23 protein-coding genes and 1 pseudogene are annotated in these 24,383 nt (G+C 70.2%); 16 read left to right on the forward strand and 8 right to left on the reverse strand.

Annotated elements, in window-relative coordinates:
* The first annotated feature begins 111 nt into the window (after positions 1–111).
* The 3 genes from AB0G16_RS33330 (at position 112) to AB0G16_RS33340 (ending at position 2,495) form a co-directional block, all read left to right on the forward strand.
* Positions 112–288: a hypothetical protein gene (locus tag AB0G16_RS33330; protein WP_362814112.1), complete on the forward strand. Its 177-nt coding sequence runs from the start codon at positions 112–114 to the stop codon at positions 286–288.
* 52 nt (positions 289–340) lie between these two features.
* Positions 341–808 (forward strand): hypothetical protein, encoded by a 468-nt coding sequence (locus tag AB0G16_RS33335; RefSeq protein ID WP_362814114.1) that lies wholly within the window; start codon positions 341–343, stop codon positions 806–808.
* A gap of 97 nt (positions 809–905) precedes the next feature.
* Positions 906–2,495, forward strand: a complete 1,590-nt coding sequence (locus AB0G16_RS33340) for a S1 family peptidase (protein WP_362814116.1) — start codon at positions 906–908, stop codon at positions 2,493–2,495.
* A 200-nt stretch (positions 2,496–2,695) separates the two neighbouring features.
* On the opposite strand, the gene AB0G16_RS33345 is transcribed toward AB0G16_RS33340, so the two are convergent.
* Complete coding sequence (locus tag AB0G16_RS33345; RefSeq protein WP_362814118.1) at positions 2,696–3,037, reverse strand: hypothetical protein; 342 nt, start codon at positions 3,035–3,037, stop codon at positions 2,696–2,698.
* A 69-nt stretch (positions 3,038–3,106) separates the two neighbouring features.
* Between AB0G16_RS33345 and AB0G16_RS33350 the strand changes: the two genes are divergently transcribed.
* The 5 genes from AB0G16_RS33350 to AB0G16_RS33370 all read left to right on the forward strand — a co-directional run bounded on the left by AB0G16_RS33350 (position 3,107) and on the right by AB0G16_RS33370 (position 6,350).
* Positions 3,107–3,310, forward strand: a complete 204-nt coding sequence (locus tag AB0G16_RS33350) for a DUF6245 family protein (RefSeq protein ID WP_362814120.1) — start codon at positions 3,107–3,109, stop codon at positions 3,308–3,310.
* 409 nt (positions 3,311–3,719) lie between these two features.
* Positions 3,720–3,899, forward strand: a complete 180-nt coding sequence (locus AB0G16_RS33355; RefSeq protein WP_362814122.1) for a helix-turn-helix domain-containing protein — start codon at positions 3,720–3,722, stop codon at positions 3,897–3,899.
* A 155-nt stretch (positions 3,900–4,054) separates the two neighbouring features.
* Positions 4,055–4,594: an RNA polymerase sigma factor gene (locus AB0G16_RS33360; RefSeq protein WP_362814124.1), complete on the forward strand. Its 540-nt coding sequence runs from the start codon at positions 4,055–4,057 to the stop codon at positions 4,592–4,594.
* Complete coding sequence (locus tag AB0G16_RS33365; RefSeq protein ID WP_362814126.1) at positions 4,591–5,775, forward strand: CU044_5270 family protein; 1,185 nt, start codon at positions 4,591–4,593, stop codon at positions 5,773–5,775. Before AB0G16_RS33360 ends, AB0G16_RS33365 begins: the two co-directional genes overlap by 4 nt.
* A gap of 374 nt (positions 5,776–6,149) precedes the next feature.
* Positions 6,150–6,350, forward strand: a complete 201-nt coding sequence (locus tag AB0G16_RS33370; protein ID WP_362814128.1) for a hypothetical protein — start codon at positions 6,150–6,152, stop codon at positions 6,348–6,350.
* A 386-nt stretch (positions 6,351–6,736) separates the two neighbouring features.
* Here the strand turns inward: AB0G16_RS33370 and AB0G16_RS33375 are convergent, their stop codons facing one another.
* Together AB0G16_RS33375 and AB0G16_RS33380 are read right to left on the reverse strand one after the other, a co-directional pair.
* Complete coding sequence (locus tag AB0G16_RS33375) at positions 6,737–9,202, reverse strand: cation-transporting P-type ATPase (RefSeq protein WP_362814130.1); 2,466 nt, start codon at positions 9,200–9,202, stop codon at positions 6,737–6,739.
* Between the two features lie 77 nt (positions 9,203–9,279).
* Entirely contained in the window at positions 9,280–11,601 is a 2,322-nt protein-coding gene (locus AB0G16_RS33380) for a phosphoketolase family protein (protein ID WP_362814132.1), read from the reverse strand.
* A 193-nt stretch (positions 11,602–11,794) separates the two neighbouring features.
* On the opposite strand from AB0G16_RS33380, the gene AB0G16_RS33385 reads away from it, so the two are divergent.
* On the forward strand, positions 11,795–12,211 hold the full coding sequence (locus tag AB0G16_RS33385) for a pyridoxamine 5'-phosphate oxidase family protein (protein ID WP_362814134.1): 417 nt from the start codon (positions 11,795–11,797) through the stop codon (positions 12,209–12,211).
* 11 nt (positions 12,212–12,222) lie between these two features.
* Here the strand turns inward: AB0G16_RS33385 and AB0G16_RS33390 are convergent, their stop codons facing one another.
* A complete protein-coding gene (locus tag AB0G16_RS33390) occupies positions 12,223–13,932 on the reverse strand; it encodes a GAF domain-containing protein (RefSeq protein WP_362814136.1) in 1,710 nt (569 codons plus the stop codon).
* A gap of 237 nt (positions 13,933–14,169) precedes the next feature.
* Between AB0G16_RS33390 and AB0G16_RS33395 the strand changes: the two genes are divergently transcribed.
* Both AB0G16_RS33395 and AB0G16_RS33400 read left to right on the forward strand, forming a co-directional pair.
* Positions 14,170–15,192 carry a magnesium transporter CorA family protein gene (locus AB0G16_RS33395; RefSeq protein ID WP_362814138.1) on the forward strand — a complete coding sequence of 341 codons (1,023 nt, stop codon included), beginning with the start codon at positions 14,170–14,172 and terminating at the stop codon, positions 15,190–15,192.
* Positions 15,193–15,256: 64 nt separating this feature from the next.
* Positions 15,257–16,108, forward strand: a complete 852-nt coding sequence (locus AB0G16_RS33400; protein ID WP_362814140.1) for a CPBP family intramembrane glutamic endopeptidase — start codon at positions 15,257–15,259, stop codon at positions 16,106–16,108.
* Here the strand turns inward: AB0G16_RS33400 and AB0G16_RS33405 are convergent.
* Positions 16,041–16,904 carry a universal stress protein gene (locus tag AB0G16_RS33405; RefSeq protein ID WP_362814142.1) on the reverse strand — a complete coding sequence of 288 codons (864 nt, stop codon included), beginning with the start codon at positions 16,902–16,904 and terminating at the stop codon, positions 16,041–16,043. The two genes, AB0G16_RS33400 and AB0G16_RS33405, sit on opposite strands and share 68 nt — an antisense overlap.
* Positions 16,905–17,061: 157 nt before the next feature.
* On the opposite strand from AB0G16_RS33405, the pseudogene AB0G16_RS33410 reads away from it, so the two are divergent.
* From AB0G16_RS33410 to AB0G16_RS33420, 3 genes and pseudogenes are all read left to right on the forward strand, one after another.
* Positions 17,062–17,502: pseudogene (locus AB0G16_RS33410) on the forward strand (HAD family hydrolase); the annotation flags it as partial.
* Between the two features lie 46 nt (positions 17,503–17,548).
* Positions 17,549–18,991: a DUF4389 domain-containing protein gene (locus AB0G16_RS33415; RefSeq protein ID WP_362814144.1), complete on the forward strand. Its 1,443-nt coding sequence runs from the start codon at positions 17,549–17,551 to the stop codon at positions 18,989–18,991.
* A gap of 552 nt (positions 18,992–19,543) precedes the next feature.
* Entirely contained in the window at positions 19,544–20,707 is a 1,164-nt protein-coding gene (locus AB0G16_RS33420) for a hypothetical protein (RefSeq protein WP_362814146.1), read from the forward strand.
* On the opposite strand, the gene AB0G16_RS33425 is transcribed toward AB0G16_RS33420, so the two are convergent.
* The 3 genes from AB0G16_RS33425 to AB0G16_RS33435 all read right to left on the reverse strand — a co-directional run bounded on the left by AB0G16_RS33425 (position 20,676) and on the right by AB0G16_RS33435 (position 22,935).
* Positions 20,676–21,545 (reverse strand): hypothetical protein, encoded by an 870-nt coding sequence (locus AB0G16_RS33425; RefSeq protein WP_362814148.1) that lies wholly within the window; start codon positions 21,543–21,545, stop codon positions 20,676–20,678. The two genes, AB0G16_RS33420 and AB0G16_RS33425, sit on opposite strands and share 32 nt — an antisense overlap.
* The gene (locus tag AB0G16_RS33430) at positions 21,530–21,955 is read right to left on the reverse strand and encodes a hypothetical protein (protein WP_362814150.1); all 426 of its coding nucleotides are present in this window, start codon (positions 21,953–21,955) and stop codon (positions 21,530–21,532) included. The genes AB0G16_RS33425 and AB0G16_RS33430 overlap by 16 nt, the downstream gene beginning before the upstream one ends.
* Positions 21,956–22,176: 221 nt before the next feature.
* Positions 22,177–22,935: a methyltransferase domain-containing protein gene (locus tag AB0G16_RS33435; protein ID WP_362814152.1), complete on the reverse strand. Its 759-nt coding sequence runs from the start codon at positions 22,933–22,935 to the stop codon at positions 22,177–22,179.
* Between the two features lie 117 nt (positions 22,936–23,052).
* Here AB0G16_RS33435 and AB0G16_RS33440 point away from each other — a divergent pair, with 117 nt between their 5' ends.
* Positions 23,053–23,379 (forward strand): hypothetical protein, encoded by a 327-nt coding sequence (locus AB0G16_RS33440; protein WP_362814154.1) that lies wholly within the window; start codon positions 23,053–23,055, stop codon positions 23,377–23,379.
* 59 nt (positions 23,380–23,438) lie between these two features.
* A complete protein-coding gene (locus AB0G16_RS33445) occupies positions 23,439–24,365 on the forward strand; it encodes a hypothetical protein (RefSeq protein ID WP_362814156.1) in 927 nt (308 codons plus the stop codon).
* The last annotated feature ends 18 nt before the right edge of the window (positions 24,366–24,383 follow it).

Below are 24,383 nucleotides of genomic sequence, written 5' to 3' on the forward strand. Positions count from 1 at the left end.
CGCGCTGGCGTTCCTGGCCGCCATGCGTGCCGCCCTGCCCGCCGACGCCGACGAGGCCGGTGATACGGGAAAAGACCGCCTGCTCCTGGAGGTATCGCCGGGCTGAGGCTCGTGCGACTGTCTCTCGCCGAGATCCGCCGCCTCCTGGCCCGGTTGCTCATCCCCGCGGTCAACGCCATCGAGCATGTCCTGGCCTGGTCACACTTTCGGCGGCTCCACCAGACCCGTGCCCTGATCAGCCACTACCGACGACGTGGCGATCCGCTCCCGGCGGACCTACGAATGTAGTACCGGGTAGGCGGGCGTCGCCGGGAGGCCGAGCGCCCGGACGGCACCGGCCGTGCGGGTCGCGCCGCCGCCGGGCATGCTGGAGGCCCTTGAGCGCGATCTGGGCCTGAGCGCGGCCCAGGCGCAGGCCCGGCTACTGAACGAGGCCCGCCTCACCCCGATCGCGGAACAGCTGGGCAAGCTCCTCGGTCCCCGGTTCGGCGGCGCGTGGCTGCGCGGGAACAGCGCGCACACGCTGGTGGTGGCCACCACCAGCGCCGCCGACATCCCGCTGATCCTCGCCGCAGGTGCCCAGGCCGACGTGGTCACCAGGTCGCTGGGGTTCCTTGAGGGCATCAAGGAAAAGATCGACAACACCCTTGCGGTAGCGCAGGCTGTACAGGACATCGTCGTGAACGTAGACGTGGTGCGGGCCTCTGTCGCTGTAGAGGATGCCGGCTCGCTTCCAGGCGGTTTCCGACAGGGCGGTTTTGAAGGTATCGGTGTGTCGTGGACCTTTCGGGGCGTTGAGCTGCGATAAGCGGGTTAAGGTGGCATTCGCTGGTGGATCGAATCGATTCGGTGTCGCACGGCGATCTCCCCTCACGTTCAACGCAGCCGAGGATGAGGAGATCATCATGTTCCGCACCCGTGCCGGCGCTCTGGGAGGTTGCCTGGCGGTCACCGTCCTCACCGCGGTGACGGCCCCGGCCCTCACCGCCCCCCCGGCTCAGGCGGTCTCTGCCGCCTTGGGGATGAAGGGCCCCGAGCGAGATCCGTCGGCCCTGTCGGCGGGGAAACCTCCGCTGGGCATGCTGGCGGCCATCCACCGGGATCTGGGGCTCACCGAGGAGCAGGCGCAAAGCCACCTGCTCAACGAATCCCGCCTGTCCCCGATCGCGGTACGGCTGCGGGAAAGGCTCGGTGATCGCTTCGCCGGCTCCTGGCTGCAAGGACCCGTCGGGCAGACGCTGGTGGTGGCCACCACCAGCCGCGCCGACACCGCCCAGATCACCGCCGCGGGCGCTCGGCCCCTCGTCGTCGCTCGATCCCTGGCGAGGCTGCGGGCGGTCAAGGAGAAGCTCGCCGCCCAGCCCGCCCTTTCAGCAGTGAGCAGCGTGCGCTACATCGACGCCAAGACCAACAAGGTCGTCATCTCCTCGAGCACCCCCAAGGCGACCACGAGCTCGATCAAGGCCGCCGGAGTCGCCCCCGCCGCGGTGCGAGTGGCCCTTTCGGCCGAGCGGCCCCGGCTCCTGCAGGCCAGCACGCCCACCGATCCGCAGACCTACCCGCCCGGCGTGCCGCCCACCGATCTGCTGGGCGGCCAGGCCTACTACGCCGGCGCCGCGACCCGCTGCTCGGTCGGTTTCGCCGTGACCAAGGGAGTCCAGAAGGGCTTCGTCAGCGCCGGGCACTGCGGCGCACCGGGCACCGCCACCGTCGGCTTCAACCGGCTCGCCCAAGGCAGCGTGCAGGCCTCGACCTTCCCCGGCGGCGACCACTCCTGGGTGGCCCTCAACGACAGCTGGATCCCCCGGCCGCTGGTGGGCAACGACAGCGGCGGCATCATGTACGTCTACGGCTCCAGGGAATCCATCGAGGGCAGCGTGGTCTGCCTGGCCGGATCCTCCATCGCCGGCCGCGACTGGCACTGTGGCATCATCACCCAGCGCGAGGCCGACGTCACCTACCCCGAAGGGGTCGTCGAGCGCCTGATACGAACCAGTGCCTGCGCCCACCCCGGCAACGCGGGCGCCGCCATGCTCTCGATCGGCCAGGCCCAGGGCATCGTCTCGGGCGGCTCCGGCAGTTGCGAGACCGGCGGCGTCACCTACGTCCAGCCGATCAACGACATCCTCACCGCCCACGACCTGACCCTGGTGACCTACACGAAGACCCAGGCGAGCACCGGTTCCTGCAACGGCTACCCCAACTCCATCACCGGTTCGCTGAGCAACGGCCAGACCGTCTACCAGCCCGGCGGCCTGTCCTACCGCACGAGCGTCACCGGCAGCCATTACGGCTGCCTGGAGGCCAACACCACCGGCGACTTCGACCTGCACCTGCAAAGACTGAACGGTTCCACCTGGAGCACCGTCGCGGTCTCCCAGACTCCCAGCCCGTTCGAGGAACTCGGCTATGTGGGCCCGCCCGGCGTCTACCGCTACCTGCTGCTCTCCTTCAAGGGCTCCGGCCCCTACACCCTGGGCTACACGACGCCGTAGCCACTACCATCACCCTTCGATCCCCGACCGGCGGCTGTCTCACCTCGCGGCTTGTCTCTACCGCGCTTGACCCGCATGACACCATGTGGGTGCTTGCACCAGCTGCGCCACTCGGCCTCCCGGCCGCCGCCTCGCTCGCGCCCACGCGTAGGAGTCGGCCCTTGAGCGACAACGGAACGGTCAGTGGCTAGACGCGGCGGTTACAGTCGCGAGGCGACCGCTACCGTCACCACGGTGGCCAGCGTCACAGCCAGAGCCCACGCCGAGAAGGCTGCGTTCATCAGTGTGTGAGCCCTGTGGGGCTGGACCTGGCCGCCCACCACCATCTTCGGGATCATCCAGGTGCTCGCCGCCACGACCACAGCCAAGATCAACGCTAGTGCATGGCCTAGATGCTCGGCCTCTGTCAGATACGCGAATCGGCTGGTGAAGCAGACGCCGGTCAGCACCAGGGCCAACAAGACGGCTCCGGCCCCCATGGTCGGCATCGGTGCTGCCTGGCCCCACGGCGTGAGGTGATCGTGTTCGCTGTCCTCATTCATGGGCCATCACTACCCGTGCGGCGCCTCTCGTCGGGCGCGTGCACGTGAACGTTGAGCGAACACTCCAGGGTGGCAGCGGGTGGCCTGGCTCTCGGCGTAATGCAGCAACTGCTGGGCGTGGCCGGCACCGGGCAGGTGCCCGACGTCGAGACGGTCGCCGCGCACGTCGCCGAAATCAAAGCGGCCCGCGAGCGCCTGGTGACCGCGATCGGCAACGTCGACATCCTCCTGCAGATGCTCTCGGGGTTGTCGGGCCTGCTCGATGAGAACTGATCCGCCTTCCCTTCTCGCTTCCCCGCTCTCGCTCCCCGCGGCCCGTCCGGCCGGTGCGCGCCGGACTGGACAGTCGGCAAGCGTCGGCCACACTGTCGGACCGGGGGCAAGAGCAGGGCCCCGGGATTTCGTTGCACGAACCCGCGGTCGCGCCCGCCATGACGAAACCGGTACGGCGCCCTGAGCTGGCATCGAGAAGGTGGGGCGCGGAGCGGCTGTTCTCCAGCAGGGCGCGTTGCTCGCGGGCGTAGGTCCCGCTCTGCTGGATGAGCCGGGTCAGCATCTTCAGCGCACAGATCGGTTGTCAGGTGGGTTCCTGGGGGTCCGTCATCGCCTGCGCTCTGCGCGGTGAGCTGCCGTTGACGCGGCCAGCGTAGCGACGCCGTACCGGCCCGAGGGGAGGATCGGCGTGGATCGTGATCGCGCCGTCCTGCTCCAGGCCGCCCTCGCCCAGGAGCTGTACGACACGCGGGAAAAGACCGTCCAGCAGATCGCGGACTTGTTCGGGGTGCCGCGCTCGACGGTGTACGGGCACCTGAAGGGCGACACCGTGCCCCGCCAGCCGAGGAAGACCCAGGAGAGGCCGTAAGCGGGACGGGGGGCGGCCAGCCGGCCCCGCTCGGGGTCGGATCCTAGTAGGGGCCCGAGGTCGAACTGTTGGGAAGATGCGGAATCGGGATGTAAGAAAGCCTTCCTTCGGACCACTTGCTCTATGAACGTTTGCCCCCAACCGAAGGAACCGGCTTGCCAAACCCCCATGAGCGCTTCACCGCGCTCTACAACACCTACCAAGCGCGGGTGTACGGCTATGCGGCAAGTCGCGCCGGACATCAACTCGCGGAGGAAGTGGTCAGCGAGACCTTCCTGGTGGCCTGGCGGCGTCTGGACAGCATCCCCGACCACGCGCAGTTGCCATGGCTCCTCCGCGTCGCTCGCAACATTCTGCGCGACAACTTCCGGAAGGCCGCACGGCGCGAATCCCTGGAAGCCGAACTGAGAACGTGGATGGAAGAGGCCGTCACCGACGTGGGCGAACACGCCACCGGGCGCGTCACCGTACTCCGCGCCCTGGCCGGCTTGTCCGAAGCCGACAAAGAGATCCTGACTCTGACCACCTGGCACGGCCTGTCCACCACGGAAGCGGCCGAGGTACTCGGCTGTACCAAGGCCGTCTTCTTCGTCCGCTTGCATCGAGCGCGCCGTCGACTGCAGTCGGCGATCGACGCCACCGGTACCACCGCATCCCGAAAGCCCGTGACCGTTCCAGGAAGGAAACTGCGATGAGCCGCAAGCCCGACGCGATGGACCTGCTTGCTATGGCCCGCCCGGCTTCGCTGGACCGCGGATCACGCATCTCCGCTGACGACATGCTGTTCATGGCCACCGCCGAGGCACCACAAGAACCCTCACGCAGGCCATCGCGCCCGAGACGGACCCTGCTGGCGGCACCGGCCTCGCGGACCCGGTCCCGCCTGTGGGTCCTGTGGGCGCCGCTGTCCACGGCAGCGATCGTGGCCTTGGTCTTTACGCTGGTGACGAACCTGGCATCGGCCCCTGCCGTGCTCGGTCCGCCGAGGACCAACCAGGAACTGTTCGACCTGGCCGACAGGATCGACAAGCTCCCCGCAGAGAGCGGCGCCTACTGGCGCGATGTGAGGATCGACGGCAACCACCTGTCCAGCGGCGGCTACAGGTTCGTGGTGGTCGGCCGCCGCGAGACCTGGCAGCCCCGCGACCCCGCGGATCTGGTGCTCACGCAGGTGTGGCGACAGGACAGCGCCCGCCCGGCCACGGCCGAGGACGAGCGCGCCTGGCGGGCGGCGGGATCTCCCGCCCGGGTCAAGGGCCACTGCGAGAACAGTGGGCCGTGCGGTTCGATTCCGATCGCCGATGAGCCGAAGGACTGCAGGTACACCTTGAGGTTGGATCCTGCGGGAACCTATCCCGACACAACGGTCGACGAGTTCACCATGGCGGATCTGGCGGCGATCCCCACCGATCCGGCCGAGCTTATGAAGCAGCTTCGCGCCTACCACGAGATCTGGAACGGCCGCGGCTTCACCCAGCCTTTCGAGAAGTTCCTGCCTACCGCCGTGAACCTCCTGGGCATGCCGCTCAGCCCCGCCCAGCGCGCCGCGATCATCCGCGTCCTGGCCGGTCTGCCGACCACCAAGGTCGTGGGCACAGTGACGGATCCGCTGGGCAGAAGGGGCATATCCGTGGACTTCGGCGGGGAGGAGGGCTCCCTGGTGTACTCCAACAAGCCGCGCAAGGAGCTGCCGGTCCACCACAGGCAGATCCTCGACCCGGAGACGGGGGAGACACTCTCGCGCGTTTCCTACGCGGCCCGCACCGCTCTGGGGGCGACCAAGGGTGAAGTCGTGAGCTACCAAGCCCGCGGCCCCGAGTCGGGCTGGACCAGCCCGCCGGCTTCTCCGCCGAAGGGGTGCAAGAAGGGGGAATGAAAGGGGTGCCGACCCCGGCGGCGATGAGCGCGCTGCCGGGGTCTGCGCGGTAGACGGCTCAGCTGACAGGCGCGTTCAAGTAGTTCTGGATCTCTACAGGGACGACAACGGCGCTCACGCGGCCTTGGCTCCCTGCATGGATCAGCTGGCCCGCTGGACTTCCAGGCCCGAGACTGGCCCGAGGTCGAGCTGGAGGTCTTGTCCGCCTATGGCCTGGAGCTGCGGACGAGCGCGGGCACCCCCCACCGGCCAGCACCGGCACCTGCACCGGCTACTCCAGCACCTACGACGGCGACCTGAACACCGGGCAGTTCGCCTACCAGCCGAACGGGCTCTCCTACACGACGAAGGCCGCAGGGCTTCACGTCGGCTGCTTGGACGGCCCTCTGGGCGCCGACCTCGACCTGTTCCTGCAAAAGCTGATCGGCGGGGTGACGTGGAAGACCGTGGCCACCGCCGATGGCCCCGGCCCGGACGAGAAGATCAGCTACCTCGGCACGGCGGGCCGTTACCGCTACAAGGTGGGCGCCACGGCCGGCTCCGGCACCTACACCCTGGGCCTCAACGCCCCCTGACCCACCCGGCCCCGCCTCGTTTCTCACGATCCGATTTCCGGTAACGATCGTTTCTGGTTTGTCTGCCCTGGTCACAGACGGCCGCTCCTCAGCGGCGCTGCGGAGGCCGGTAACGAAGCCGCGCAGCCGGTCAGGCACACCAACCACGTCGACTCACCGGAGCAGACCGCCGCCCTCATGGAACAAGCCTGTGGCCACGGCGCCAAGGCCGTGGGGTCGACCAAACTGACCATGAGCTTCCCCCCGATCTGTCCGGTTCCCGAGACGGCGTCCGATCAAGCCGGTGTGAAGGCACGCGGGCGTCAGGGGGCGAACAAGACGCGAGGTTCGAGATCGAGGCGGGTAGTGGGTTCGGCGGCCGGCTCGGTCGACGGCGCCTGCCGTCGCTAGTGCTTCCCGAGGTGGGAGCCCGGTCGTTGAGAGGGGAGTCTGAGCAGGTCGCACAGGATGGGGGTGAGCAGGCCGGCGGCCAGGGCCATGGCCCAGCCGATCGGCGGTAGCGGGACCAGCACCAGCAGCGCGCCGAGGGCGGGTACCAGGGTGACGAGCGCCTGGAGTGCGGCGGCGACGGCGACGGCGACGAGGATCGCGCGGCCGCGCCACCAGCCCTTCTCGAAGGTCCAGCGCTGGGCGCGGGCGACGTAGGCCAGTGTCAGGCGGGCGAGGACCAGCGCGAGTACGGCCTGCGTGCGCACCTGCTCCTCGCTCCAGCCAAGTCGTCTGGCGACCTCGACGGCGGCGAAGACCAGCGCGCCGACGACCAGTGCTCTGGTTGCGATGCGCACCAGGACCGGTCTGGCCAGCAGTCCCTCGCGGCTGGGCCTGCCGGCCAGGGGGTCGCCCGCAGCCCTGTCGATGCCCAGGGCGATGGCGGGGATGCCGTCCAGGACCAGGTTGATCCAGAGCAGGTGGACGGGAAGCAGCGGGATGATCAGATCGGGCCAGACGAGCAGGCCGACGATGACCAGGAAGATCTCCGCCAGGTTTCCCGCGAGCAGGTAGCCGATCATGGAGTGCACGTTGCGGCGCAGGCGGCGTCCTTCGCGGATGCCGGTGACGATGGTGCCGAGTTCGCCGTTGGTGACGACCACGGCGGCGGCTTCGCGGGCCACGTCGGTGCCCTCGTCCCCGGCCATGGCCACGCCGACGTCGGCGTGGCGCAAGGCGGGGGCGTCGTTGACGCCGTCGCCGGTCATGGTGACGACCTCGCCGTGCTCGCGCAGGGCGTGGACCAGGTCGAGTTTGGTGGCCGGATCCACGCGGGCGATCACGCCCGCCTCGCGCAGGCGTACGGCTCGGTCGGGGTCGCTCAGGGATGCGCCGGTGACGGTGGGGTCGGGGTGGATGCCGACCTGTTCGGCGACGGCGCGGGCGGTGTCGGCGTGGTCGCCGGTGACCATGACCACCCGGATGCCCGCGCTCCGGCAGTCGGCGACGGCCTGACCCGCCGAGGGGCGGATCTCGTCGCGCAACCCCAGGAGCCCGACCGGCCGCAGGTCGTCGGCGTCCAGGTCGTCGGTGTCCTTCTCGGCGACCGCGAGGACGCGCAGGCCTTTGGCGGTGAGCTCCGATATGGCTTGCGTCAGCCGCTGGGTGTGCTCGCCGGGCAGGCAGCGGGCGAGCACCTCTTCGGGTGCGCCTTTGACGGTCAGCAGAGGGCCGTCGGTGATGACGGCCATGGATCTGGTCTCGGCGTCGAAGGGGCGGCTGTCCAGGCGCCCCTCGCCGGGCGGCAGCTGCACGCCGTGATGGGCGGCCGCGGCCGCGAGGGCCACGTCGACGCCGTCGCCGAGCCCGTCGCGGGCGTCGTTGCAGCGCAGCACGGCTCGCCACAGGTCGGCTTCGGGCGCGGCCACGTGATCGACGACGGTGAGTTTACCGGTGGTGAGGGTGCCGGTCTTGTCGGTGGCGATCACGGTGGTGGCGCCGAGGGCCTCGATCGCCGACAGGCGGCGGACGATGAGGCCGAGGCCGGCCATCCGCTGGGAGCCCAGGGCGCGGGCGGTGGTCACGGCGGCGGCCAGGCTCTCGGGCACGGCGGCGATGGCCAGCGCGACCCCGGCCAGGATGATGTCGAGCAGGGCGGCCTCGCCGCGCATCACGCGGGTGAGGCCAAGGGCGATCATGACCGCTCCGGCGACGAGCGCGACGATTCCTATCTTGCGGGAGACCTGGGCCAGCTCCACCTCCAGCGGGCCGGGGGCTCTGCCTTCGAGCGCGGAGGCGATGCGGCCCATCTCGGTGTGGGCGCCGGTCCGCTCCACCAGTGCCAGGCCGGAGCCGCGGACGACGAGGGTGCCGGAGAACAGTTCACCGTCACGGTCACCGAGTGCGGCGTCCGGGCCGCCGGCGCCGCCGGCGTTCTTGTCGGCAGAACGGGATTCGCCGGTGAGGGTCGCCTCGTCCACGCCGAGCGAGCCGGCCTGGATCACGCGGGCGTCGGCGGGCACTCGGTCTCCCGCGGCGACCTCGATGAGGTCGCCGGGGACGACCTCGCTGGCCAGGATGCGGTGGGTGGTCCCGTCGCGTCGGACTTTGGCCATCGGGGCGGTGAGCGTGCGCAGGGCGCGGACGGCCTGGTCGGCTCTGGCCTCCTGGCTGACGCCGATGACCACGTTGACCAGCAGGATGGCCAGGATCGCCGCCCCTTCGGGGATCTCCCGCAGGACCAGCAGGGTGACCAGTCCGGCGATCGCCAGCAGGATGGAGAACGGGTCGGCCAGCTGTCGGGCCGCGCGGCCGAGCAGGGTCGGTGGCCGGGGTTGGGGAAGTTCGTTCGCGCCGTGCTCGGCCAGCAGGTTTGCGGCCTGCTGGCCGGTGAGCCCGGGGGGGACGTCAACAGCGGTGGTCATACCCTCCAGCAGACCATCCAAGGTCCCCGAGATCTCCGGGCGAAGGACACCTGGCGCAGGGACCTAGGTCCCGGATGTCACCGCTGCCAGGTCCAGTCGCGGATCCGCGGGTCGTCCTCGCCGTGCTCACGGGTGTACGCGCGGGCGCGCAGCCGGGCGTCGGCCATCCGCAACCGCAGTTGCGCCTGCTTGGCCCGCAGGCCGGGGACGCGGTCGATGACGTCGATGACCAGGTGGTAGCGGTCGATGTCGTTGAGCATGGCCATGTCGAAGGGTGTGGTGGTGGTGCCCTCCTCCTTGTAGCCGCGCACGTGCAGGTGGGCGTGGCCGGTTCGGCGGTAGGTGAGGCGGTGGATCAGCGAGGGGTAGCCGTGGAAGTTGAAGATCACCGGCTTGTCGGTGGTGAACAGGGCGTCGTAGTCGGCGTCGGTCATCCCGTGCGGGTGCTCGGTGGGGGGTTGCAGCCGCATCAGGTCGACCACGTTGACGACTCTGACCTTCAGTTCGGGCAGGTGCTCGCGCAGGAGGGCGGCGGCGGCCAGCACCTCCAGGGTGGGCACGTCCCCCGCGCAGGCGAGTACCACGTCGGGCTCGGCGTCCGCGTCGTTGCCCGCCCAGTCGAGGATGCCCAGCCCGCGGGTGCAGTGGGTGATGGCCTGCTCCATGGTGAACAGGTCCAGGACCGGCTGCTTGCCGGCGACGACGACGTTGACGTAGTCGCGTGAGCGTAGGCAGTGGTCGGTGACCGAGAGCAGGGTGTTGGCGTCCGGCGGCAGGTAGACGCGCACCACCTCGGCCTTCTTGTTCATCACCACGTCCAGGAAGCCGGGATCCTGGTGGCTGAAGCCGTTGTTGTCCTGGCGCCACACGTGGGAGGACAGCAGGTAGGTGAGGGAGGCGACCGGGGAGCGCCAGGGAATCTTGCGGGAGGCCTCCAGCCACTTGGCGTGCTGGTTGAACATGGAGTCGACGATGTGGATGAACGCCTCGTAGCTGGTGAACAGGCCGTGCCTGCCGGTCAGCAGGTAGCCCTCCAGCCAGCCCTGGCACAGGTGCTCACTGAGCACCTCCATGACGCGCCCGCCCGGAGCCAGATGCTCGTCTGTCGGCAGGACCTCGGCGTTCCAGGCACGGTCGGTGACTTCGAAGACGGCGTCGAGGCGGTTGGAGGCGGTCTCGTCGGGGCCCATCAGGCGGAAGGTGTGCGGGTTGGCGGCGATGACGTCGCGCAGGAACCGCCCCAGCACCCGGGTGGGTTCGGTGGACCGTACGGCCGGTTCCCCGAGCTCGACGGCGTGTGCGCGGAAGTCGGGCAGTGCCAGCGGGCGCAGCAGCTCCCCGCCGTTGGCGTGCGGGCTGGCGCTCATCCGCCGCTCGCCGAGCGGGACGGTCTCGCGGATCTCCGTGACCGGTCGCCCGTCGGCGTCGAACAGTTCCCCGGGCCTGTAGGAGCGCATCCACTCCTCCAGCATCGCCAGATGGGCCGGGTTCTCCCGGACTCCGGCCAGCGGCACCTGATGGGCGCGCCAGGTGCCCTCAACCGGGACGCCGTCCACCTCACGCGGCCCGGTCCAGCCCTTGGGCGTACGCAGAATGATCATCGGCGGTTTGCCCAGGCCGGCCCTGTAGGCGGTGATCTCCTCGAAGACGGCATCCAGGGTGTCGGCCATGAGCGCGTGCATGGTCGCGGGGTCGTCACCGGAGACGAGGTGGGGACGGTAGCCGTACCCCTCCATGAGTTTGAGCAGGTCTTGTTCGGGGATCCGTGCCAGCACGGCCGGGTTGGCGATCTTGTAGCCGTTGAGGTGCAGGATCGGCAGCACCACACCGTCACGGCTCCGGTCGAGGAACTTACCGGAGTGCCAGCTCGCCGCCAGCGGCCCCGTCTCGGCCTCGCCGTCGCCGACCACACAGGCCACGACCAGGCCGGGGTTGTCGAAGGCGGCGCCGTAGGCGTGCGCCAGGGAGTAGCCCAGCTCGCCGCCCTCGTGCATCGAGCCGGGAACCTGCGGCGCCACGTGACTCGGGATCCCGCCGGGGAAGGAGAACTGGCGAAACAGCGTGCGCATCCCCGCGGTGTCCTGCGGCACGCCCGGGTAGGTCTCGGAGTAGGAGCCCTCCAGCCAGGCGTGCGCCACCGCCGCGGGGCCGCCGTGACCGGGGCCGATGACGTAGAGCATGTCCTGGTCGCGCTCGACGATGACCCGGTTGAGGTGGGCGAAGCAGAAGTTCAGCCCGGGTGTGGTGCCCCAGTGTCCCAGGAGCCGTGGCTTGATGTTCTCGGCGCGCAGCGGCTCGGCCAGCAGGGGGTTGTCCATCAGGTAGATCTGCCCGACCGATAGGTAGTTCGCGGCCCGCCAGTAGGCGTCGATGGCGTCGATCTGCGCGAGTCTGTCCATGCCCTCCACCCTCCTCGTCGCCCCTGGGGCCAGGTAGGGACCAAGGTCCCCACCCGAACGGCAGAAGGCGGTAAACGATGGAGGCGACCCCGCGCCGAGGAACGCCGTCTGCGCGGATGAGGGGCTGAACGGCGGGACCGAACGTGACTTTCGGCCCTGAGCGGATGGCGCGTGGTCGAGCGAGGCTGGCGGTATGAGATTCGATTCGGCGGGGCTGGAAGTACTCACCCGTCAGGAGTGCCTTCGCCTGCTGGTCTCGACGCCGATCGGGCGGATCGTCTTCACCGATCGAGCTCTGCCCGCGGTGCAGCCGGTCGGCTTCTGCCTGGACGGAGGGAACGTCGTCATCCAGACAACGGCCGGATCCAAACTCGCCGCGGCCACCCGCGATGCCGTGGTGGCCTTCGAGGTCGACGACTTCGACCCCCGGATGCGCGCGGGCTGGTCGGTGACCGTGGTCGGGCGGGCACGGGCCGTGCAGGATCAGGAGGAGATCATCCGTCTGGCCGAACTGCCCCTGATCCCGTGGGCGGGCAACGGCCGCGATCACTTCGTCGTCATAGGAACCGAGGAGATCTCCGGACGCCGCACCTCATCACCGGTGAGCTGAGCCCAACGGCCCTACGACCTCGCGTCCTCACTCAGTGGCGCACTCCAGCGCACTCTGGTCCCGCCCTCGGACGGTGAGTGTACCTCGAAGGAGCCGCCCAGCTGCGCGGCCCGCTCCTGGAGGTTACGCAGGCCGCTGCGACGGCCATCGGCGGGCAGCCCGACTCCGTTGTCGCTCACGACGAGCGTGACCTGGCCGTCGACCACCTCCACCTCGGCCCTGGCGGCTTTGGCGTGGCGCAGGAGGTTGGACAACGCCTCTTGCAGGACCGCCAGAAGGTGCTCGGCGACCGGCTGCGGAACCAGGGTGTCCAGCGCGCCCTCCATCCGCAGGCCCGGCATGAAGCCCAGATGTCCGCGCGCGCCCTCCACCAGGGCGACGATCCGTGCCCGCAGGCCGGGATCGCCGTCCTCGGGAGCGGTCTGCAGCCCGAAGATGGTCGAGCGGATCTGCCTGATGGTCTCGTCCAACTCGTCGATCGCGTGCCGCAACGGGGGCGACGCCTCGGGCTGCTCCGTCGTGCGCACCATGCTCGTCAACGTCATCGCCACGGCGAACAGCCGCTGGACGACCACGTCGTGCAGGTCCTTGGCGATGCGGTCCCGATCTTCGAGCAGGCTCAGCCGTTCAGCGTGCTTGCGGGTCTCGGCCAGCTCCAGGGCGATGGCGGCCTGCCCGGCGAACGCGTGCAGCATGCGCAACTCCGCCCGGCTGAACGGGGCCCGGCCCGAACGTCTGGCCAGCGACAGCACGCCGCGCACCGACCCCGCCGAACCCAGCGGAACGGCCGCCTCCGGGCCCACCGCCAGATGCTCGGCCATCATCCGGTGGAAGTCGCCGGCCGCCAGGTCGGTGACCATGAGAGGCTCGCCGCTGGAGTGGGCGCTTCCGGCCAGGGACCCGATCATCGCCGATTCGGCCCCGGCGAGCCGCTCGGCGCCCCGCCCGTCAGCGATCATCACGCGCAGGACGTCGTCATCCTGGGTCGGCAGCAGGATGGCGGTGATGTCGGCGTCGGCCATCTCGCGCGCCCTGCGGGCCACCTGGGTGAGGACCTGCTGGACGCCCTGTCCCGACAACAGGCTGGTGGTGATCTCCCAGGAGGCTTTCAGCCAGGTCTCCCTGCGCCTGCTCTTCTCGAACAAACGGGCGTTCTCTATCACCACGCCGGCGGCTGTGGCCAGGGCGATGACGACGGCCTCGTCATCCTCGTCGAACTCCGCCCCGCCCCGTTTCTCCGTCAGGTAGAGGTTGCCGAACACCTTGTCCCGCACCCGCAGGGGCACCCCGAGGAAGGAGCCCATGGGCGGGTGGCCGGGCGGGAAGCCGTACGACTCCGGATGGTCGGCGATGCGCGCCAGCCGCAGCGGCTGCGGGCTCTTGATCAGCAACCCCAGCAGACCCAGGCCATGCGGCCAGTGCTCCATGGCGACGATCTCCTCCTGGCTCAGCCCGACCGGGATGAACTGGATGAGTTCGCTCTCCTGTCCCACCAGGCCCAGCGCACCGTAGCCCGCGTCGACCAGCGTGGTGGCGGTCTCCACGATCCGATGCAGGACCGTCTCCAGGTCCAGGTCGCTGCCCACCAGGACAACAGCCTCCAGAAGTGAGTGCATCCGATCACGGGTGGCCAGGATCGCTTCGAGCCGGATACGCAGCTCGGCGAGCAGTTCGTCGAGTCGCATGTTCGGGATCAGTGGATGCGTCTCATCGGGGGTCATATCGGCCAGTGTCGCACTCTGTCGATTGGTTCCTTTCAGAACGTCACCCAGCGGGCGCCCTACAGTGAAGCCCGCCCGGTGCGTGCGGCACCGCTCGATCCGCTCACGCGGCAACCGGGTGTCCTCATCGGCCACCAAGGGCGAAAGCGGACCTTCGGCGAGAGCACCTGTGACGTTCGGCCCTGCCCCGCGACGCAGCCGAAGGACGACCCTTCCGATAGCGGAAGGGAAGACGCCATGGATCTGACGCTGAACGATGCCGCTTGGAAAAAGTCACCAGGGACGGTCGGGCCGCGCACGCGGCTCTACCGCGACGGCGTCCTGGAGGCTGAAGGTCTGTCCGTGGAGGAGGTCTCATCTCACGTCGGCGACCCGTCCTATGTGATCTGGTTCGACCTGTGCGCACCCGATGCCGCCACCATCGCCGCCATCGACGGAGAACTCGACCTGCACGAGTTGGCCGTGGAAGACGTCCTGCAGGATCACCAGCGCTCCAAGCTGGACATCTACGACAGCCACCTGTTCCTGACCGTCTACGGAGCCTGGTTCGACACGACGACCGGACAACTCGGCACCACCGAGGTGAACGTCTTCGTCACCCGCAACGCCCTCGTCACCATCCGCGAGAACGACCTGTTCGACATCGACGAGGTGGTCAGACGGTGGGACTCCAAACCCGACCTGGCCAAGCACGGAGTCGTCTTCCTCCTGCACGGGCTGCTCGACGTTGTCGTGGACGGCCACTTTCAGATAGTCCAGAATCTCGACGACCGGGTCGAGGCGCTGGAGGACCAGCTCTTCGCCGGCTTACCGGCGGGCCGCGACCTGCAACGCCGCACCTTCGACCTGCGAAGAGACCTGGTGCGTTTCCGCCGGATCGTGCTGCCGCTTCGAGAAGTGGTCAACAGCCTGCTCCGTCACGACCTGTTCGTCGCCGAAGCGGCGATGGCCCCCTACTTCCGGGACGTCTACGACCACGTCATGCGCGTCACCGAGTGGACCGAATCGCTGCGCGAGCTGGTGAGTGACATCCGTGAAGCCCAGCTGAACATGCAGGGCTACCACCTCAACGACATCATGAAGAAGGTCACGAGCTGGGCGGCCGTCATCGCCGTCCCCACCATGATCACCGGCTTCTACGGGCAGAACCTGCCCTTCCCCGGTTCCGGGCGGCCCATCGGCGTCTGGACCTCCGTTGTCGTCATCGCCGTGACCTCGGCCCTGCTCTTCCACGTCTTCCGCAGGCGCGGGTGGATCTGACCGACGGCCCGTCCTCCCCGGGGTGGGCCCTTTCGACGAGGACGAAGGAAGGAGCCACAGCATCGTGCGTGGGCCCGCCGCCAGATCACCGCTGACCTTCATCGCGTTGACATTCGGGATGTCCATCGGCTTCTGGCTGATCGGTGCCGTGACCGACCGCTTCTCCGTCGAGCTTCCGGGCCGTTTACCCATCAGTTCCCTCATGGCCTCTGCCCCATTGCTGGCAGCGGTGGTTCTGATCAGCAAGGAGAACAACTCCGGCGGAGTGAAGCGACTCCTGCGCAGGGCCTTCGACTGTACGAGCATCACCCCTAAGGTCTGGTACGCGCCGGCCGTCCTGTTGATGCCTGGCGTCATGCTGGTGTCGTACGGGGTGATGCGGCTTCTGGGGCAGCCGCTGCCCGAGCTGGAGATCTCACTGGCGGCGATACCCGTTGTGTTCGTCTTCTTCCTCGCGGGAGCCGTATGCGAGGAGCTGGGCTGGATGGGCTACGCGGCCGATCCGCTGCGGGAGCGCTGGAGTGTGCCGGGTACCGGTCTCGCGCTGGGGGTTGTCTGGGGGGTCTGGCACATCATCCCGTACGCGCAGGCAGGTCATGCCCCTGCGTGGATAGTGTGGCAGTGTGTTTACACGATCGCCTTACGCATCATTATCGTCTGGCTGTATGACAACACGGGCAAAAGTGTGTTCGCCGCGATTCTCTGCCACACCTCGTCCAACGTCGGCTGGTTCCTGTTTCCCAACTCCGGCTCACATTACAATCCGGCCGTGACAGGAATCATCGCCGCACTCGCCGTCGTATGCGCTGTTCACCGTGGGGGTTGGCGGTCCGGTCGTCGTGGACGCTTCACATCGTTTCCTGGGGCCGGACGACCGCGACCGTGCTACGGGCGTGATGCAGGACTCCGCGGCTGACCGAGCCGAGGACGGCCGAGCCGATGGCGCCTCGCCCGTGGGAGCCCACGACGACCAGGTCGGCCCGGTCGGAGGCGTCGGTGAGCGCATCGACCGGATGGGCGCAGCAGAGGTCCTCGACCACCTGTACCTGGGGATACTTCTCCCGCCACGGCTGGAGCCTGTCCGCCGCGATGCGTCGTTGAAGCGCCCGGACCTCCTCCATGTCGTAGTCGGTCTCTGAGACGTAGGTGTGCACCGGCGGTTGCCAGGCGTAGATGGCGCGCAGCGTGCAGGCGCGCAGATCGGCCTGCTCGAAGGCGTACCCGACGGCGGCCTCGCAGGCCGTGGAGTCGTCGATGCCGACGACGATCTCATGGTGGGCGGTCTGCGGACTGGAGCGGACGACCACCACCGGGCCGTGCGTGTATCCGGCCACCCGATCGCTCACCGAACCCAGAACGGCTCGCGCGAAGCCGCCCAAACCCCGGCTGCCGACAACGACCTCACCGGCGCCCTCGGCCTGGGCGCGGAGCGCCGCGGCGGGAGCTTCCTGGACCGCCTCGGTGGTGATGTCGAGATCAGGGTGGCGCTCGCGCGCGGTCGTCTCCGCCTCGGCCAGGACCTTCTGCGCACCGCGGTCCAACGCGTCGCTCAGCTCGGGGCCGGGATACCTGGCGATCTGGTACGGCTGACGGTCCACCGCGCACACGATGCGCAGCGGCGCCTTCATCCGGGCCGCGTCGTCGGCCGCCCACGCGACGGCCGCGTTCCCGCCGGCCGAACCGTCGGCGCCCACCACGATGACATGACTCATGGTTCCTCCTTGTTTCCCCCATCCCACGCCTGATCCGCACCCGACTCCAGGGTCGTAGGTTCCGAGCACGCAGGCCCATCGGCCGTATCGCCCCCACCCCGCGGGGGCGAACACTGAGGGCGTGCCCGCCATCGACCTGACCCTCATCAGCGCTGTCGTGTTCGACACCGACGGCGTCGTCACCGATACCGCGCGCGTACACGCGGCGGCCTGGAAACGCGTGTTCGACCCCTACCTGCGCGGCCGGTCGGAACCGTTCGACATCCACGACGACTACCTGCGCCACGTCGACGGCAGGTCACGACACGACGGGGTGCGGACCTTTCTCGCCTCCCGCCATCTCACCCTGCTCGAGGGCGGCTCGCAGGACGCGCCGGCAACGCCCACGGTACACGGGCTCAGCCTTGCCAAGGACCTGCTCTTCGTCGAGCAGGTCGACCGGTACGGCGTGGCCGCCTTCCCCTCCACCCTGAGGCTGGTGCGCGAGCTGCGGCGGCGCGGCTGCCGTACCGCGGTGGTCTCGGCCAGCCGCAACTGCCACAAAGTGGTGAGCACGGCGGGCGCCGCCGACCTGTTCGACGTCCTGGTCGACGGCAACGACGCCGCCAGGCTCGGCCTGGCGGGCAAGCCCGACCCCGCGCTGTTTGAAGTGGCTGCTGCTGATCCCGCACTACCTCGTCCTGCTCGTGTTGTGGGTGGCGTTCGCCGCTCTCACCCTGATCGCGTACGTGGCGGTGCTGGTGACCGGCCGTTATCCGCCGGCGATCTTCGCATTCAACGTCGGGGTGCTGCGCTGGTCCTGGCGGGTGGGCTTCTACGGCTATCAGGTCCTGGGCACCGACCGCTACCCGCCCTTCACCCTTGCCGAGGTTCCCGACTACCCCGCCGGGCTGCTGATCGACGGCCCGCCCCGCCCGCCGCGCCGGCAACCGCTTGTGGCCTGGCTGTTCGCCATCCCCCACATCCTGATTCTGAGCGTCCTGACCGCAACCGGCGGGTGGCAACTGTTCGGCGATGACGCCGACGCGAACGTGGCGTCGTTCAGCCTCGTCGGCATCGTCGTCCTGATCGTCGCTCTCAGCCTCGCTGCCCGTGGCCGCGCCCCGCGGGGCCTTCATGACCTGCTCGTCGGAGTCGCCCGCTGGTCGCTGCGGGTGGTCGCCTACGTCGCCCTGCTGAGCGCGCAGTACCCGCCGTTGCGCCTCGACCAAGGCGATACCGAGCCGCCCCTCGACCAGGCCGGCTCGTCCGGCTCGGCCCACACCCATCCCGCGGCGCGGCAGCCCGCTCCCACACCCGCCGCCGGGGCCGGCGTCACCGGCCGGGTGATCGCCCTCACGGCCGGAGTGTTCCTGCTGCCGGCGGCGATCGGGATCGGCAGCGCCGGCGTGCTGGCCCTGGCCGCCGACCGCGACGCCGCAGGCTACGTCACCAGCCAGGGGTTGAGGATCGACAGCCCGACGGGCGCGGTCACGGCCGAGAGTCTGCAGATCCAGACCGATGACATCTGGTCGCAGGTACTCGTCGACTACGGCCGGGTACGCATCACCGCGTCCAACCCCGCAGGCGCGCCGCTGTTCATCGGGATCGCCCCGCAGGCCGACGTCGACCGATGGCTGGCTGGCACCGCACACGACCGTCTGGCCGGCGGCTACGCCTTCGGTGATGTCGGCTTCGACCGGACGCCGGGTCCGATCCGGGGCGTCACCGCTCCGCAAGTCCAGAGCTTCTGGCTCGCCGCCACCTCCAAAACCGGCGACGTCGTCCTGGACTGGCGGGTCACCGACGGCAGTTTCGCCATCGTGCTCGCCAACGCCACCGGAGCACCCGGCATCAGCGCCACCGGCCAGATCGCGACCCGTATCCCGGACCCGACCGGTCTGGGCCTCGGACTACTCGGCGGCGCCATCCCGCTCGCCGTCCTCGCCTTCGCGTTGATCTACCTCGGCGCTGCCGGCCTCGGACGGCGGCACGCCGGACCGCGACCGCCCGTTGTGGTCCAGGGGCGGGAAGACGTGAAGGGGGGCCTCACCGTAGACGATCAACTGGTTGTCGTCGGGCACGACCGGGCTGTCGCACACCAATGACGATTTCCATTGACAACAGGTGACGAACCCCCAGCTCGGACCAGCCTTCTCCTCGTCGCACCACGCCGGAAACGTCAGTGACGTCAGTGGTCCCGGGACCTGTTCTGTGCCAGTCGGCCGACCTGCGGGCAGCGAAGAAACCTCTGCGCCCGGCGTAGCGGCGAGCCCGTCGCACTTCAAGACAAGTCATCTGGGCCCTGCTTCGCTACGTCGACGCTCATCAGCGCGACTACACATCCTGCGCAACGCCGCGGTCTGTAGCCTGCCGACGCCTCCGGCGGCGTGAGGCGGCCTCAGAGAGGATCCCTGCAGCTGATCACCAGCAACCGAAAAGTGCTCCTGACCTGCCTGATGACAGCTCGGTGCAGATTTGCACACCGAGTTCGCGACGGGCCAAAGCCGGGTCGGCGGAGTAACTTGCGGGAATTTACATTCCCGGTAGTTATCGTTATGCGCTGTGACCGCAACGGATCGTCTTTATTGATTTTTAATTTCCAGAAAATCGATCCTGCTAGGCTGGGGAGCGTGGGAGAGCCGGAGACGATGACAGCGATGACAGGGATGACGGCGATGACGCCCTGCAAGCACTGCGGGACGCCGATCGAGCAGCGCAAGGGCCGCGGCAGGCCGCGCGCCTACTGCGCCCAGGGCGACTGCCAGGCGGTGGCCAAGCGCGAACGCGAGATGCGCCGGGCGACCCCGGGCCTGGAGGGGGCGCTCGCCAGGGCCGAGGAGTTCTACGACCGCATGGAGAAGGGCATGATCGCGGCGATAGAGCCGCTGGCCCAGGTGCTCTCCCAGGAGTTGAGCCCTGCCGGGGTGGAGGCCAAGGTGAGCGCCGTGCAGGCCGAGGCGCACACCCGGGTGGCGATCGCGCGCACCGAGCGCGAGCAGGCCTTCGAGCAGGTCCGGCTGGCACGGGAGGCCTCCGAGCACGCCCGGCGTGAGCGTGACGCGATGGCGCAGCGGGTCCGGGAGGCCGACGCCGAGCGCGACACCGCGCTGGCCGACGCCGAGACCGCCAGGCAGCAGGCGCTGGCCGCGCTGCACGAGGCCGCCAGCACCGAACGCCGGGCCAGGCAGGCCGAGCAGGAGGCCACCCGCAGGGCGCAGCGGGCCGAGGCGGCCCGGGACGCGGCGCTACGGGAGATGGCCGAGCGGGTGGAGGCGGCCGAGAGCGAGGCCGGTCAGGCCCGGGAGCGGGAACAGGCCGAACGCCGGCAGGCCGAGCGGGCACTGGCCGAGCGCGACCGGGCGCTGAAGGAGGCCGCCACCGCCGTCAAGGCGGTGGGGCGGGCCGAGCAGGCGGTCGCCGGCGCGGTGGCGCGGGCCGAGGCGGCCGAGGCCGAACGCGACCGGGCGCTGGCACGCGCCGACGCCGAGGCCGAGGCCCGCGCGGGCGCCCTGGCCGAGGCCGCGCAGGCGCGTACGCGGGCCGAGCGGCTGGAAAGGCACGCCTCGGAGGTGGACGAACGCGCCGCGCGAGGGCTGGCCAAGGCCGAGGAGCGGGCCGCCGAGCAGGTCGCCCGGGCCCAGGAGCGCGCGGCGGCCACGGCGGCCGAGGCGCTCGCCGAACGCGACGAGGCACGGATGCGGCTGGCCATGGAGCAGATGCGCCTGTCGGACCTGCGTGAGCAGATGGAGGCGCTGCGCGCCGAGGCCGCGCTCCTGCGGGAGCGCGCGGTCACCGCGGAACTGCGCGCCGGTCCCGGCTGACACCGGCCGCGGCCGCCGCGGGACCGGCCGCCGCGGGACCGGTCCCGCGGCGCAGCCGCGCACGTTCCAGGGGCAGGAAGGCGGCCAGGCAGATCACGTGCGGCAGGAAATGGATCGTGATCGCCGCCCACGTCGTCAGGTGGAAGAGGAGAAAGAACGTCACCCCCGCCCGGAGCGGGCGGCCACGCAGGAACAACAGGACCGGTGAGGCCGCCTCGGCGAGCAGGACGAACCACTGGCCGACGAGGAGCACGCCGGGAACGCCCGCCAGGAAGTGACCGAGGAAGGTGCCGCGGCGTGTCACCGCCCACTGGAAGGTGGCGCCGTTGGGCCACTCCCAGCCACCGTGACGGATCTTGGCGTACGCCGACAGGAAGTAGGTGGCCACGACCGCGACCTGAACGCACCGTGTCGCCCACCCGGCGGCCTCGGCGGAGGCGCGGCCCGCGCCGGGCAGCACGAACAGCGCCACGACCAGCGCGAGGTGATCGTGGTCGACCTTGCCGTACGACATGGCGAGCAGGACCCACTGCGCGTAGCCGAGAGCCGCGACGTATCCGGCCGCGCGGGGCAGCCTGCCGGTCGCCGCGACCAGCCCGGCCGCGACGACGACCGCGAACAGCGTGCGGACCAGGGCCGGGTCGGCCGCGGGCAGGTGCAGCAGGCGTGCGAGCAGGACCGGCCGGTAGACGGACGTGGCGGCCTCGGCGTGGCCCCACACACCGCCGGTGAACAGCACCATGTCCAGCGGCAGGAACGCATAGACGATCACTCTCAGGACGTCGATCCGCCGGGGCGGTACCGGCTCGAACCACCAGCGACTCAGCGCACCGGCCATGAGACCCTCTCGACGTCGTGGGTCCGTGCCGGACGCCGGTCCCTGAGTGTGATCACCCTGGTGATCACGTGGAGCCCGGTGATACGGGGCTCGGCCGGGCGCAGCCGGGCATGCGCCTCGGCCAGCTCCTGCAGCAGCGACGGATCACCGATGTAGCGGCCCAGCTGCCCCTCCAGCTCGGCGCGGCGGATCCCGACGTGGTAGGGCTCGATGGGGATCTCCACCCTGGTGCCCGCGGCGGTGTCGGCCTCCATGAACAGTGACCTGATCTCCCCGTCGGGCGGGACGGAGAAGGCGTACTGCACCATCGGCCCGAACGGGAAGAGGTCGTCGGTGCCGGCGACCGTGCCGTACCCCAGCAGGGCGAGCACGGCTCCCGCCGCGGCCAGCCGCACCGCTCTGCCCGTCACCGTGAGGGCCGGCGTCGGCGGAGGCGGGGGCGGGGGCGGCGTCATCGGTGAGGACCGGGTCGCGTGAGGTGCCGCCGGAGAACGGCGGCGTGTCGGGAACAGGCGCACATCCCGATCTAGCGCGGGATTCGCCGGATCCGGTTCCACGATCGCGGAAACATCTCACCCCTTGTCGGGGCATGCCCTCGGCACGCCGGCCCACCGGCCGTGTTCGAAGGCCCTCAGGGGCCGGGCAGTACGGCCTCGACGAGGAAGCGGTGGTGACGCGTGGTGAACGCCCCCTCCGAGCGGATGCGCTCGTGCAGGCTCCGTAGCGGCCCCTCGTGGCGTTCGAGGTCGAAGCCGTGAACCTGCCAGGGGACGGCTCGCAGGTGGAGGACCACGGCACCTATGTCGTGGAAGGCATGGTCGATCATCTCCTCACGGGCGTCCAGGACGCGAAAACCGTGGCGGCGGAGGCGGTCCGCCGCCACGGCCGACGTCCACGCCCGCGGATCGGGGACGGGCGCGCCGAGGGCGACGTTCAGCTCCAGGTCGTTGCGGGAGCCGACCTGCTGGGTGAGAAGCCGGCCGCCGGGGGTGAGAACCCGGGCGGCCTCGGCGGCGTTCAACGCGCCGTGCCTGTTGAGCACGAGATCGAAGGTGGCCTCGCGTACGGGGACGGCGTCCGCCGTAGCGCCGAGCACGGTGACGCCGAGCGGCCGGAGCCGCTCTGCGGCGACGGGGATGTTCGGCCACCACCCTTCCGTCGCGACGGCGCGGGGAGGCAGCGGGGCGAGGGGGGCGAGGGAGGCCAGCGTTTCGCCGCCGCCGGTGTCCAGGTCGAGCAGCCGCGATGCCGCCGGGAGAAGCGCCGAGGCGCGCTCGGTGTATCGCCAGGACGGGTCGCCGCCGCTCGTCCGGCCGCGTAACCGGCTGAAGTCCCAGCCGCGCGGCGAGGTGCGCAGGGCCTGTTCGACAAGGTCGTCGTAACCGGGCACCCGATCACGTTAATCGCGCCCGGAGGGGGCGGCCACCGGATTTTCCGGCGGGCCCCCCGGGGGGATGCCGCGCCGCGGGACGGCCACGAGGCGGCGGTGGCTGGCTAGCATGCGGTGATGGATCTTCTCGTCCTTGGCGGTACGCCTCACATGGGACGCTCGATCATCGAGGCGGCGGCTCGTCGCGGTGACACGGTGACGATCGTGAACCGCGGGCTCAGTGGCCGGCCACCCGCCGGGGTCGAGGCGCGTCTCGCCGATCGGACCCGGCCCGGCGCACTGGCGAAGGCGCTCGGTGACGACCGGTGGGATGCCGTGATCGACACCTGGGCCTGGCTGTGCGCCGAGGGGGAGCCGGAGCCACCGGACGGCCGGCCTCCGTTGGGCCTGGACCCCGAGCGTGAACGGGCCGTACTGGTCACGGTGACGGGGAACGCCCGCTGACGGCCGGGCCCGTACCCGTTCCGACCCGCGAGAACGGCTCGACTCGAAAGGATCCGTCGATGACCGCACCGCGACAGGCCCGCGATGCCGCTCGGGCGATCGTGCCGGCGACCCTGGGCCGCGATCCGGGCCCCATGACCGCCGCCGAGAGCGGCTCCCACCACGTCCACATCGGCTCGGACGTCGTCGTGAAGCTCATCGACGGCGCCGGTCACTCCCGGCTGGAGCGGGAGGTCGCGCTCGCCCCCCACCTGCCCGCCGGCCTGACGGCGCCGCTGCTCGGCAGCGGGCTCCACCGCCTGGGGGCACGCGACGTCCGCTACGCCTGCTACGCCCGGATGCCGGGGGCGGCCCCCGGCATCGGCATGCCGGGGGTGGACGCTGTGACCGCGCGCTCGCTGGCACGGGAGGCGGTCGGGCGGCTTGAGGCACTGCACGACTGGACGCCCGCGGGCCACGCCGACCGGACGCTGAGAGAGGCCCTCGACCACGGCGGGTTCACCGGCAGGGACGCGCTCCTCGCCGAGGTCGAGGAGCTCGCCGCCCTCGACCGGCACGGGGCCGTCTCCTCCCGGCTGCTCGACGGGCTGACGGCGATCGCGGAGCGCGCGCCGCTGCGCGCGCGGGCGGTGGTCCCGGTTCACGCGGACTGCCACTGGGGCAACTGGCTGGCGCTCGACCGGAGCGTGACGGCCCTGCTGGACTTCGAATGGGCCCGCTTCGGCGAACCCGCCGACGACTGGTTCTTCCTGGCCCGGTTCAGCGGCCCGCACCTGGAGACCGTTCTCGACGTCATCGCGCGTGCGACGGGGACCTGTCCGGAAACCCTTCGCGTGGCGTGCGAGGCGCGTGAGGCGGCCCACCTCGTCTCCGACCTCCGCGTCGCGCCCGAACGCTCCGACGCGCGTGCGCGACCGGCCACGGACAGGCTCGGTGAGCTCGAGGAACTCGTCGTCGGGCGCCACTGGTGGCGCCACGCGCGGTGAGGCCGCCGCGCCCCGGTT

Source organism: Streptosporangium sp. NPDC023615 (assembly GCF_040640155.1).
GTDB lineage: Bacteria > Actinomycetota > Actinomycetes > Streptosporangiales > Streptosporangiaceae > Streptosporangium.